Origin of the sequence: Geotoga petraea (genome assembly GCF_900102615.1) — a bacterium.
Taxonomy (GTDB): Bacteria; Thermotogota; Thermotogae; order Petrotogales; family Petrotogaceae; genus Geotoga; species Geotoga petraea.
In genome coordinates, this window is record NZ_FMYV01000001.1 from 141,251 (window position 1) to 153,747 (window position 12,497).

Genomic DNA, 12,497 nt, shown 5'->3' on the forward strand with positions numbered 1-12,497 from the left:
AATTTTTTCAATAAAGTTTATCATATTTTGTTTAACTTAATTTTACTTAATCGTTTATTAATAAGAAAAAAGGGAGAAAATCTCCCTTTTTAAATTAATCTAATAATTCTTTATATAATGGAAATTTGTCAGATAATTCTTTAACTTCTTTAATTATTTCATTTTTTATATTTTCATCAATTGTACCTTCATCATCTTTAACATTATTTGCAACTTTTACTATTAATTTAGCAATAATTCTCATTTCTTCTTCTTTCATTCCTCTTGTTGTTAATGCTGGAGTTCCAACTCTGATACCTGAAGTAACAAAAGGAGATCTTTTTTCTTTTGGAACAGTATTTTTATTAACTGTTATATGACATTTTTCTAATCCTTTTTCTAAAGCTTTACCAGTAACTTCCATATCAGATAAATCTAATAATAACAAATGGGAATCAGTACCCCCAGAAACAATTTTCATTCCATTTTTTTCTAATTCATCTCCTAAGGTTTTTGCATTCATAACTACTTGTTTTTGATAAATTTCGAATTCAGGTTCTAAAGCTTCTTTAAAAGCTACAGCTTTTGCTGCAATTACATGTTCTAAAGGTCCACCTTGTATTCCTGGGAAGATAGCTTTGTTTACAGCTTTGTATATATCTTTATCATTAGTTAAAATCATACCGCCTCTTGGACCTCTTAAAGTTTTGTGAGTTGTTGTTGTAACTACGTCAGCATAGTCCAAAGGGTTAGGATAAATGCCTGCAGCTACTAACCCAGCAAAATGAGCCATATCAACCATTAAATAAGCACCAATTTCATCAGCAATTTCTCTGAATTTTTTGAAGTCTATGATTCTTGCGTAAGCACTTCCGCCCGCAACAATTATTTTTGGTTTGTGTTTATGAGCTACCTCTCTAACTTCATCATAATCTATTATTCCAGTATCTTCATTAACTCCGTAAGAAACAACGTTATATATGTTTCCTGAGAAATTAACTGGAGATCCGTGAGTCAAATGACCACCATGAGACAAAGACATTCCCATAAATGTATCTCCTGGTTGTAATAAAGCGAAATATACTCCCATATTAGCTTGAGAACCGGAATGAGGTTGTACATTTGCATATTTGGCGTTGAATAATTCTTTTGCTCTATTTCTTGCTAAGATTTCACCTTTGTCTACAACTTGACATCCACCATAATATCTTCTTTTTGGATAACCTTCTGCATATTTATTTGTTAAAACACTACCCATAGTTTCCATAACTGCTATTGATGCAAAATTTTCTGACGCAATAAGTTCTAAACCAAATTCTTGTCTTTCTAATTCTTCTTGGATAATTTCATAAATTTCAGGATCGGAATTTTTTACATTTTCCCACATGGTTTTCACCCCTTCTTATTTAATATAGATTATTCATTATTATTATAAACCAAAGGTTAAAAAAATAAAACTACTGAATTAATGTGAATATGAAATCTCTTTCATGAAATTTTTTTCATATCGGGTTTATTTAACCATAATCCTATTTAATTCCCCGTATATAATCTACATGGCTTTTGTGATTTAATGTAAATTTGACTATAATAAATATAGTAGGGAAAAAATATTCATAAGGAGGTAATTCTATAATGAATTATGAATCAAAATTATCATGTGTGGCTCGTGGAATTAAATCAAGTATTATCAGAGAACTATTAAAGGTAGCAAATGACCCTGGTATGATCAGTTTTGGAGGAGGAGTACCTGATCCAGATACTTTTCCAAGACATAAAATGGCAGAAATTGCAAAAGATATCATTGAGAACGAATATAAATTTGTTCTACAATATGGCACAACAGAAGGCGATCAAGAATTAATGCAAGGATACATCGATTTATTGAAAAAATACGAAAATATCGATTGGTTAAACTATGACAATATGGTTATAACTGTTGGTTCTCAACAAGCATTATACCTTATTGGTATAACCCTTTTAGATGAGGAATCATATTGTGCCGTAAGTAGACCTATTTATCTTGGTGCTGCGAGTGCATTTGTTCAAAGAAATCCTCATTTTATAAACGTGCCGTTATTAAAAGATGGTATAGACCTTGACTATTTGGAAAACGAATTAGAAAAACTTAAAAAAGAAGGAAACATAGACAAATTTAAATTTACATACGTTGTGTCTAATTTTCATAACCCTGCTGGAGTATCAATGGGCTTAGAAAAAAGGAAAAAATTGGTTGAGTTGGCAAAAAAATATGACTTTTTAATTATTGAGGATGACCCTTACGGTGCATTGAGATTTGAAGGAGAAAAGGTTGATACAATTTATTCACTAGCTCCAGATAGAACTATTCTTTTGAACACTTTTTCGAAAGTGTTATCACCTGGTTTAAGACTGGGGGTTGTAATAGGTCCAAAAGAAATAGTTAGAAGAGTTACTATGGTTAAACAAGCAGCTGATTTGGCAACACCATCTTTAACACAAAGATTGGCGGCTAAATTTATAAACGAAAACGATCTAATGGAAGAAATCAAACCAACAATAAAACTTTACCGAGAAAAGAAAGATTCCATGATGAAAGCTATGAAAAAGCATCTTGGAGATATCAAAGGAATAGACTGGACATATCCTGAAGGTGGATTGTTTACCTGGGTAACCCTTCCAAAAGAATTTGATACTATGGAAATGTTTGAAATAGCAAAAAAAGAAAAAGTTTTATACATACCGGGTGTAGCTTTCTATGTTGACGAACCAGATAAAAATACTATGAGAATATCTTTCTGCTTACCAACTCATGAAGAAATCGATGAAGGAATGAAGAGATTGAGAAACTCCATAAATAAATATGCTGAACAAAAAGGAATTGAATTATAGGAGGTCAACAATGTATAAAATTCTTACAATAAATCCTGGCTCAACCTCAACAAAAGTTGCTTTATTTGAAGACAATAATATGATAGCTTCAGAAAATTTGGAGCATAAAGCAGAACAACTAAAAAAATATGATGATCTAATTGACCAAACTGAATTTAGAAAAAAAGCTGTTATTAATTTTATCAATAAAAATGGTATAGAAATAAATGATTTACATGCAATAGCTGCAAGAGGTGGTATCTTACCACCTCTTAAAAGTGGTACTTATAGAGTTAACAATGAGATGGTCCATTATTTAAAATATGACGCTGAAGTTGAACATGCTTCAAATTTAGCTGCCATTATTGGTTTTGAAATGGCGAAGAACAATATCCCTGTTTTTATAACTGATCCTGTTTCTGTAGATGAATTTATAGATGAAGCTAGAATTTCTGGAAATGCTAATTTGGAAAGATACAGTCACCTTCATGCTCTTAATATGAAAATGGTGGCAAGAAGGGCTGCGGACGAAATTGGCAAAAATTATTATGACTCCAATTTTATTATTGTACATCTTGGAGGGGGTATATCTATTGGAGCCCAAAAAAAAGGTAGAATAATAGATGTAAATAATGCTAACGACGAAGGTCCATTTAGCCCTGAAAGAAGTGGAGAACTTCCTATGGGGGATGTTGCTAAAATTGCATTTTCAGGGAAATATACATATAAAGAGTTAAAGAAAAGGTATGTTGGAAACGGGGGACTAGTAGCTTATTTGGGAACAAATGACTTGAGAAAAGCCTTTGAGAAATCTAAAAAAGATGAAAGGGCTAAACTTGTTATTGAAGCAATGGCCTATCAAATTTCAAAAGAGATAGGGGCTATGGCAACAGTATTAAAAGGTGAAATAGATGCGATAGTTATAACAGGGGGTTTAGCTAATTCAGAAAGATTTGTTTCGATGATTAAAGAAAGAATTTCAAAGTTGGGATTGATTATGGTTTATCCTGGTTCTTATGAAATGGAAGCTTTATGTCAAGGTGCTTTAAGAGTGCTAAACAATTTCGAAAAACCGTTAACCTGGAATAAAGAGGTGAAGTGAAATGATAAAAAAACTTAGAGAACTCATTGATTTAGCTTCAAAATTTGAAAGAAAAAGAAAGGTTGCAGTTGCAGTTGCTGAAGATGAAGTGGTACTTCAAGCACTCAATGAAGCTGTGGATCTTAATGTTTGTGAAGCAGTACTTTTTGGTAATAAGGACAAAATCAGAAGCCTTTTGAAAGAAATGAAAATAAATGAAAATAAATTTGAAATCAGAGGATATGAAAATAAAAAAGAAACTATAAAAGCAGCTATAAAATCGGTATCAGACGGTGAAACTGATCTTCCTATGAAAGGTAAGATAACAACTGGAGAATTACTTTCAGTTTATCTTAAAGAGGAATATGGGTTAAGACAAAAAGGAACTATGAATTTGGTTAGTGTTTTTGAAATCCCAACTTATCCTAAACCAATTATTATGACAGATGGAGGAATGGTTATAGCTCCCACATTAGAACAAAAAGTTGATTCTATAAATAACGCCGTAAGCATTTCTCATAAATTAGGACAGGGAAATCCAAAAGTAGCTGTAGTAGGAGCTCTTGAAAAAGTCAACCCAAAAATGCCAGCAACCTTAGATGCTGCTGTTTTAGCTCAAATGAATAGAAGAAATCAAATAAAAGGTTGTATAGTTGATGGACCTTTTGCTATGGATAATGCTATTTCAAAAGAAGCAGCTGAACATAAAGGTATAGTTAGCGAAGTAGCAGGAGATGCCGATATACTTATCATGCCAGATATTGAAGCGGGGAATATCTTTTATAAATCTATGGTTTTTTTAGGTAATGCTAAAATTGCCAGCACTATTCTTGGAGGTAAAAAACCTGTCGTTTTAACTTCCAGGGCAGATTCTAATGAAGCAAAATTATTGTCTATAGCCTTATCAGTGGTTATGTCATGAGGAGTGATTTGAATGTTTAAAATTTTAGTTATAAATCCAGGTTCAACGTCTTCAAAAATTGCTATTTATGATGATGATCAAGAAATATTAAATGAAACAGTGAGGCATTCAAGTGAGGAAATAGGCAGATTCCATGACATACCAAGTCAATACGAATTCAGAAAAAAAGTTATTGAGGAATTTTTAAATAAATCGGGTTACCCTTTAAGTAGTTTTTCCGCAATTATTGGCAGAGGAGGGCTTTTGAGGCCTATATCAGGTGGAATATATTCGGTAAACGAAAATATGATTAAAGACTTGAAGTCTTCAAAATATGGAGAACATGCCTCTAATTTAGGTGGATTAATAGCTTATGAATTGGCAAAAAGTGTTGATATAGAAGCTTTTATTGCTGATCCTGTTGTTGTGGATGAGATGATGGATATAGCAAGGATCTCTGGGCACCCCGATATTGAAAGAAAATCTATATTTCATGCTTTGAATCAAAAATCAATAGCAATGCAATTAGCTGAAAAGCTGAACAAAGATTATAAAGATTTGAATTTGATAATTGTTCATATGGGTGGAGGTATATCTGTTGGAGCCCATAAAAAAGGGAGAGTTGTTGATGTCAACAACGCTTTAGATGGAGATGGCCCTTTTACCCCAGAAAGATCCGGAACTTTGCCTTTAACAGGATTTATGAAATTATGTTATTCTGGGGAGTATGAATTAACAGAAGTTAAAAAAATGCTGAAAGGCAAAGGGGGTCTTGTTTCATATTTAGGTACTAATGATGCCCAAGAAGTTCAAAAAATGATAGAAGCTGGAGACAAAAAAGCAGAAACTATTTACAAAGCTATGGCTTTTAAAATATCAAAATGGATTGGTAAAATGTCTACGGTTCTTAACTTTGAAGTTGATGCTATAGCTTTAACTGGTGGAGTTGCTTATGATCAAATATATATGGATAAATGGATAAAAGAAAGAGTTGAGTTTATAGCACCAGTTTACATCTTCCCTGGAGGAGATGAAGAAAGAGCTCTTGCCATGTCAGCTTATAGAGCGTTAAAAGGTGAGCAAGAGATTAAATCATACTGAGGTGTTTAAATGATCAATAAACATAAAGTTAATGTATTCATTGGAATGTTTGGTTCTGGTAAAACTGAAATTTCAATAAATACAGCATTAAAGCTTAAAAGTGAATTTGAAAATGTTGCTATAGGTGATATAGATACTATAAGCCCTTATTTCAGGACAAGAGATGAAATAGATTATTTAACAAATCAAGGAATAAAAGTTATTACTCCACCAAGAGAATATATGCATGCAGATGTTCCAATAATTCCACCAGCAGTTGGAGGATATATACAAAACCCTGATTTTAAAATGGTTTTAGATGTTGGAGGAAATGATGATGGAGCAATTGTTCTTGGGTCATTGAATAATTTTATAAAAATGGTTGATTCAGCAGTGTATTTTGTTGTTAATACCTATAGACCTTTCACAGATGAAAAAAATAAAATAATAGGACATATTGAAAGATTATCGGCCAAAGCAAGATTAAACATCGACTATTTAGTATCTAATTCAAATGTAATGGAAGATACAAATGAGGAACATATTCAAAGAGGTGAAAGTATATTGGGAGAAGTTTCCAAAGAGTTGAATATTCCAATAGCTTTTACTGTTGTAGAAGAATGGGAAGAAAATATAAATACAAAATATCAAAAATTTACAATAAAAAGGTTTATGAAAAAAACATGGGACCTATAAGGAGGGAAAGCAATGGAGCATAAATTTCTCGTTGAAGTTGACCAAGAAAGATGTAAGGGTTGTAGTTTGTGTATAGATGCTTGTCCAACAAATGTTCTTGGTTTTTCAAAAGGGTTTAACGCTAAAGGTTACCATCCGGCTGAAGTACAAGCACTGGATGATTGTATAGGATGTGGATTTTGTTATCAAATGTGTCCTGATGTTTGTATAGAAGTAAAAGCTTTAGCTAAACAATAAGGAGGGGACATTCAAATGGCTGAAAAAGTAATGGTAAAGGGTACAGAAGCGATAGCTGAAGCTGCTCTTAGAGCAGGATGTAGATTATATTATGGTTACCCTATAACACCACAAAGTGAACTAACTGAATATATGGCAAGAAGAATGCCAGAAATTGACGGAACTTTTTTACAAGCAGAAAGTGAAGTAGCGGCAGTCAACATGATTTATGGTGCAGCGTGTACTGGAAAAAGAGTAATGACATCAACTTCTTCACCAGGTTTCTCTCTTATGCAAGAAGGAATATCTTATATTGCTGGAGCCGAACTTCCTTCAGTTTTTGTAAATGTTGTAAGAGGTGGACCTGGTCTTGGAGATATTCAACCAGCTCAAGGTGACTATTTTCAAGCAACAAAAGGAGGAGGACACGGAGACTATAAATTAATAGTTTATGGGCCAGAATCACTTCAAGAAGCAGTGGAATTAACAGGTAAATCCTTTGATGTAGCGGATAAATACAGAACACCTGTTCTCATCTTGGCAGATGGTATGTTAGGCCAAATGATGGAACCAGTAAGCTTTCCGGATTTTGTTGATGAAAAAGAATTACCTGATCATTCAGATTGGGCTATGACTGGTACAAAAATGGAAAGAGATGCTCATAGAGTTACTTCTTTTAATATAGACCCTTATGGTTTAGAAGAAATGAATAAAAGGTATCAGGCTAGATATAAAGAAATAATAAAAAACGAAAAGATGTATGAAGAATATATGTTAGAAGATGCAGATGTAGTTATTGTAGCTTATGGAACAATTGGAAGAATTGCAAAATCTGTTGCTAAGATGGCAAGAGAAAAAGGAGTAAAAGCTGGCGTATTTAGACCAATTACTCTATGGCCATTCCCTTATGAAGAATTGGCAAAATACAATGATCAGGCAAAATTGTTCTTCACTGTGGAAATGTCAGCAGGGCAAATGATTGAAGACGTTAAATTAAGTGTGAATGGTAAGAAACCTGTTGGATTTTATGGAAGAATGGGTGGAGTTGTACCAACACCAGGTGAAATTTTTGCTAAATTAATGGAATTAGTATAATTAAGGAGGGGAAAATAATGGCTTATATAGATAGATTTAAAGGCCCTCATGCATTAAGTGGTAAAGAATTCACTTATTGCCCAGGTTGTCATCACGGAATTGTACATAGACTTGTGGCAGAAGTTATAGATGAATTGGGTATAGAGGGTAAAACAATGATGGTAGCACCAGTTGGCTGTGCAGTGTTTTCTTATGAATTTTTTAATGTAGACGGAACTGTTGCTGCCCACGGAAGGGCTCCAGCTGTAGCTACTGGAATGAAAAGAGCAACTCCAGAAAAAACAGTGTTTACATACCAAGGTGATGGAGATTTAGCAGCTATAGGTACTGCAGAAATAGTTCATGCTGCAAATAGAGGAGAAAAAATTACAACAATATTTATAAATAATGCAATTTATGGAATGACAGGTGGTCAAATGGCACCTACAAGTTTATTAGGTATGAAAACAACCACGTCGCCATATGGAAGAAGGGCTGATCGAGAAGGACATCCCATTCATGTATCAGAAGTTTTAAAAGAATTAGATGGTGTAGCATATCTTTCAAGAACAAAAGTAAACACTCCGCAAGATGTAATAAAAACTAAAAAGGCGATAAAAAAAGCTTTTTTAGCTCAAGAAAAAGGCATTGGTTTCGGAATAGTAGAAGTTCTTTCAACATGTCCAACAAATTGGGGATTAACCCCTGTGGAATCTAACAAATGGTTAGAAGAAAACATGACCAAAGAATATCCTTTAGGTGTTTTTGTAGATAAAGTTGGTGATGGCAAATGAGTATGCATAATTCAATAATTGCAGGGTTTGGTGGTCAAGGTGTAATGCTTTTTGGTCAGATATTGTCTTATTCAGCAATGATTGATTCCAAATATACAACATGGTTACCTTCATATGGTCCAGAGATGAGGGGTGGAACTGCTAATTGTACGGTTGTTGTTTCTGATGAGTATATAGCTTCACCAGTTGTAGATAAACCAAACGAAGTTGTCGCATTCAACATCCCTTCTATGACTAAATTTGAACAAGAAATGGAAGAAGGAGGGCTTTTGATTATAAACTCATCGGTTATTGACAGAGAGCCAAAAAGAACTGATATCAAAACAATAAAAGTACCTGCAAACGAAATGGCTGATAAATTGGGAAATACCAAGATTCAAAACATGATTATGTTGGGGGCTTATTTGGGAGCAACTAATGCAGTTTCTTTAGATGCGGTAAAAAAAGCATTAGAAAAGAAATTAACAGGTAAAAAAGCAGCACTAATTGATATAAATATGAAAGCTATTAAAGAAGGAATGTCAATAGCTACAAAATAAAAAATGGATGTGCTAAGCACATCCATTTTTATTTGGCGGAGAGAGTGGGATTTGAACCCACGGATGGGGTTGCCATCACACGCGTTCCAGGCGTGCGCCTTCGGCCGCTCGGCCATCTCTCCCAAACAGAGATTATTATACCATATTTATAGAGAATCGTCAATAAAAAAGGACATGCAAAAAAATGCATGTCCAATCTTCAATCTATAAAGATCCCCTAAAATCCCCCTGTTTCAATAATATTAATTGCTTACCTTATTGTAATAATTTTATCATTTTTTGTAATAAATGTCAAACTAAAATAGAAAATTTAGACCTAAAACAATATCTGGTTTAAACCCATCATTGGAGAAAGTATCAATAGATTCTTTCATAGAAGCTTCAATGAGGATATTATTTGTAAAAAATGCACCCACTCCAAATAATAACTTGTACTCTTTATAATCAAGTAAATCAATAACAGAATTTTCTACAGCAAATTTTAATTCTAAAAATGAAATTTTTTCTCTAATGAAATAAATCCCCAAGTGCACATCATCTAATTTGAATTCGTTATTTGGATAAATTGTGATTGATTCAAAGTTTTCTGTAATTATATTATCTTTTCCTACAGGAAAATATGTATATAAAAAGCCAAGATCAGCCCTTAAATTTAAGTTGAATTTAGATAATTGCTCAATTTCTGAATTTTTAAAATCACTTTCAAAAGCGATTCCCCAATCCATTGAAAAAACGATAAACTCATAATTAAAATAATAAATAAAACGATGAATCGTTTCATAGTTATCACTCCTATTTTTATATTTTCCCTTCTTTTAGAGTTTTTTTATAAGCATCAAAAGCAAACTCATGAGATTTTTTAATATTTCTTTTAGTTATAATATAATACAAAAAAACTGTTTGATAAGCAGAAATAGCTTCTTCGTAATATTTACCCACTAAATCTAAATTATATTTTTCATCATTTATTTGAATATTTTCCTTGTTGAAGATAATTTTATAATCTGAATTAATGTTTTCTAAGACTGAAAGCTCTTTATTTTCAAAATTTGATACAAATAAAAAGTTACATCTAAATGAAGAGTTTGATTTTATTTCTGACAAGTCTATATCTACAAAAGTTTTTTTATCAGTATAAAAAAGAACATCTATTAAATTATCCATCCACTTTTCATAAGCAAAAAATAAGTTATTAACATTACAAACATATTCTTCTATATATATAGGGTCTACTCTTGAATCTTGGGAGTAATTAGTTGTGTAACATTTGTTTTCATCAATGATTCTTATCTTTCTTTTATTTTGCTTACCATTTGGGCTCCATGTTAGCGGGATGTTATTAACTTCGTAAGTGCTTAATATGAAATTTAGAAATTCATCTTCAGCTAAAAAGGAAAAAGCAATGGGGTTTAATTTATATTTTTTCAAATAAAATGATAGTCTTCCACCTCTACCACCTATTTCGGTTTTTATTTCAGATTTTTCACGGATTTTTTCATGAATATGTTCTATCACTATTCCACCGATTATAGCCAAATCAGGAGAATGATCTTGAGAAAAAATTGAGAGAGTTTTTTCTTTATACTCATATTTTATTCTCAATCCTTGTCACCTCTTGAAAAAGCGTTTTTGAACTCTTTAACTAAATCGAAAGATGAATTTATAGACGATTTATTCTCTTTAGCAATTTCTTCGTAAAGTTCGCCTCTATAAATTTTAATTTCTTTTGGTGCATCAAATCCTAATTTAATATGTCCCATTTGATTTTCTAATAACTTAATTTTTATAGTTTTATTATCCATTTTTATGACAATATCTTCTCCAATTTTTCTTGATAAAATAAGCAAATCAATCGCCTTCTTTATCTTTTAATAGCTTTTCATTTCTTTTCATTTCATCTTTTATATAATGTCTTGTTGAATATTCTTCCGATTCAACCATATATTGTATTCCTTTATTGTTTATAGTAGAAATAATTATAGGCGCCACTAAATTGGCTGTTATTTTTGACTGATCTTCTGGTATTGACAAAATAGACAAGGTGATAGCTTGATCACTTTTTTCTATTTGTAGGTAATCTACAATGTCTGAAGGAACATCAATATGATAATCATATCTAATCATTTCTGGATGTATTACAGGGAAAGCGACTTCTTTATCTTCTAAAGAAACTAACCACATTATAGGTTTTGTTTCCTCTGGAGTTATAAGAGAAAATTTAGTCAAATCATCAAACCCAGGTAGTCCAAATTCAAATTTCAAAACTTTGTCGTTATCTATGTTTATTTCACCAATTTTTGTTTCATATTTTGCCATAAAATTACCTCCTTGATAAATTAAAAGGGAGGAAATCATCCTCCCTTTAATTATATCAGATTATTTATTTTTTATAAAAAGTCTACAAGTGTTGGCGGTATGATTTTAGCTGTAGTTTTCAAAGCGCTTTGCATAACAACTTGTTGCATTGATAAATCAGTTAATACTTTTGCTAGATCCGCATCAGATTCTTTTGATAAAAATTCTGTGTTAAATTGTTCAAAATCTTCCATTCTGCTTTCTGACAATTCTAATAATCTGTCATTTCCACCTACTTCAGCTAAACCTTTTAAAGCTGATCTTTGAATATCCTCAATTGCTCCCATTTCTCTATCAATTGCGTTGTTGTTTCCACTTGCTATAGCGTCTTTCATCCTGTCTAAGTGCTTAAATACTGACGTCCCAGAATTTGTAGTAAAAACATCATAAACAGTTAATCCATAATCAACTTTATATCCCCCAACGGAGACAGATTTTTTAATATTGGCCTTGGGAGATGTTTGTATTTCACCATTTTTATCAACAGGGGCTTTATCTGATTCTGCACCACCGTAAATATATTTACCACTAACTTGAGAATTAGCTAATGATTTCATATGATCGTTTATTTTATCTATTTCGGTAACTATTGCTTGTCTATCTTCATCGCTTAAACTATCGTTAGCTCCTCTAACTGATAATTCTTTCACTCTTTGATAGATAGAGCTCATTTCCTGTAATGAAGAATCATACATATCTGTATAACTTCTGGCAAGAGAAATGTTTGATTTATATCTTTGAACTTCTCTAATTCGCGAATCAAGGTCTGAAACTCTTGCAGCAACAGTAGCGTTATCTGAAGGATAACGTACTTTTTTCCCTGTTGTTAGTTGTTCGTTTAATTTGCCATATCTTCTCAAAACATTTTGAATATCGTTTAGTGCTTGAGTATTCATTAAATTACTGGTTACTCTCATTTAGAATCACCTCTT

The 12,497-nt window shown here is 32.2% G+C and carries 15 protein-coding genes and 1 tRNA gene; 9 read left to right on the top strand and 7 right to left on the bottom strand.

The window, feature by feature from the left end:
• Positions 1 to 94: 94 nt before the first annotated feature.
• Entirely contained in the window at positions 95 to 1,366 is a 1,272-nt protein-coding gene (gene glyA, locus BLS00_RS00560; protein WP_091401846.1) for a serine hydroxymethyltransferase, read from the bottom strand.
• 248 nt (positions 1,367 to 1,614) lie between these two features.
• On the opposite strand from glyA, the gene BLS00_RS00565 reads away from it, so the two are divergent.
• Genes BLS00_RS00565 through BLS00_RS00605 form a run of 9 tightly spaced genes read left to right on the top strand, consistent with a single transcriptional unit; the run spans position 1,615 to position 9,210 of the window.
• Entirely contained in the window at positions 1,615 to 2,850 is a 1,236-nt protein-coding gene (locus tag BLS00_RS00565; RefSeq protein WP_091401849.1) for an aminotransferase-like domain-containing protein, read from the top strand.
• Between the two features lie 10 nt (positions 2,851 to 2,860).
• Positions 2,861 to 3,931, top strand: coding sequence for a butyrate kinase (gene buk / locus BLS00_RS00570; RefSeq protein WP_091401851.1), 1,071 nt, complete (start codon positions 2,861 to 2,863; stop codon positions 3,929 to 3,931).
• A gap of 1 nt (position 3,932) precedes the next feature.
• Positions 3,933 to 4,832: a bifunctional enoyl-CoA hydratase/phosphate acetyltransferase gene (locus BLS00_RS00575; protein WP_091401853.1), complete on the top strand. Its 900-nt coding sequence runs from the start codon at positions 3,933 to 3,935 to the stop codon at positions 4,830 to 4,832.
• Positions 4,833 to 4,844: 12 nt separating this feature from the next.
• Entirely contained in the window at positions 4,845 to 5,912 is a 1,068-nt protein-coding gene (gene buk, locus BLS00_RS00580) for a butyrate kinase (protein WP_091401856.1), read from the top strand.
• 9 nt (positions 5,913 to 5,921) lie between these two features.
• A complete protein-coding gene (locus tag BLS00_RS00585; RefSeq protein WP_091401857.1) occupies positions 5,922 to 6,587 on the top strand; it encodes a cobalamin biosynthesis protein CobQ in 666 nt (221 codons plus the stop codon).
• A gap of 12 nt (positions 6,588 to 6,599) precedes the next feature.
• Positions 6,600 to 6,824, top strand: a complete 225-nt coding sequence (locus BLS00_RS00590) for a 4Fe-4S dicluster domain-containing protein (protein ID WP_091401859.1) — start codon at positions 6,600 to 6,602, stop codon at positions 6,822 to 6,824.
• Positions 6,825 to 6,839: 15 nt separating this feature from the next.
• Positions 6,840 to 7,898 (top strand): 3-methyl-2-oxobutanoate dehydrogenase subunit VorB, encoded by a 1,059-nt coding sequence (locus BLS00_RS00595; RefSeq protein ID WP_091401861.1) that lies wholly within the window; start codon positions 6,840 to 6,842, stop codon positions 7,896 to 7,898.
• A gap of 17 nt (positions 7,899 to 7,915) precedes the next feature.
• Complete coding sequence (locus BLS00_RS00600) at positions 7,916 to 8,671, top strand: thiamine pyrophosphate-dependent enzyme (protein ID WP_091401863.1); 756 nt, start codon at positions 7,916 to 7,918, stop codon at positions 8,669 to 8,671.
• A complete protein-coding gene (locus tag BLS00_RS00605) occupies positions 8,668 to 9,210 on the top strand; it encodes a 2-oxoacid:ferredoxin oxidoreductase subunit gamma family protein (RefSeq protein WP_091401866.1) in 543 nt (180 codons plus the stop codon). Before BLS00_RS00600 ends, BLS00_RS00605 begins: the two co-directional genes overlap by 4 nt.
• Positions 9,211 to 9,243: 33 nt before the next feature.
• Here BLS00_RS00605 and BLS00_RS00610 read toward each other — a convergent pair.
• From BLS00_RS00610 to flgL, 6 genes are all read right to left on the bottom strand, one after another.
• A tRNA-Ser gene (locus tag BLS00_RS00610) sits at positions 9,244 to 9,332 on the bottom strand.
• Between the two features lie 174 nt (positions 9,333 to 9,506).
• On the bottom strand, positions 9,507 to 9,935 hold the full coding sequence (locus BLS00_RS00615; RefSeq protein ID WP_091401869.1) for a hypothetical protein: 429 nt from the start codon (positions 9,933 to 9,935) through the stop codon (positions 9,507 to 9,509).
• A 73-nt stretch (positions 9,936 to 10,008) separates the two neighbouring features.
• Entirely contained in the window at positions 10,009 to 10,812 is an 804-nt protein-coding gene (locus BLS00_RS00620; protein ID WP_091401871.1) for a hypothetical protein, read from the bottom strand.
• On the bottom strand, positions 10,809 to 11,057 hold the full coding sequence (csrA, locus tag BLS00_RS00625; protein WP_091401873.1) for a carbon storage regulator CsrA: 249 nt from the start codon (positions 11,055 to 11,057) through the stop codon (positions 10,809 to 10,811). The genes BLS00_RS00620 and csrA overlap by 4 nt, the downstream gene beginning before the upstream one ends.
• A 1-nt stretch (position 11,058) precedes the next feature.
• The gene (gene fliW, locus BLS00_RS00630) at positions 11,059 to 11,526 is read right to left on the bottom strand and encodes a flagellar assembly protein FliW (protein WP_091401875.1); all 468 of its coding nucleotides are present in this window, start codon (positions 11,524 to 11,526) and stop codon (positions 11,059 to 11,061) included.
• A 71-nt stretch (positions 11,527 to 11,597) separates the two neighbouring features.
• Positions 11,598 to 12,482 carry a flagellar hook-associated protein FlgL gene (gene flgL, locus BLS00_RS00635; RefSeq protein ID WP_091401877.1) on the bottom strand — a complete coding sequence of 295 codons (885 nt, stop codon included), beginning with the start codon at positions 12,480 to 12,482 and terminating at the stop codon, positions 11,598 to 11,600.
• Between the last annotated feature and the right edge of the window lie 15 nt (positions 12,483 to 12,497).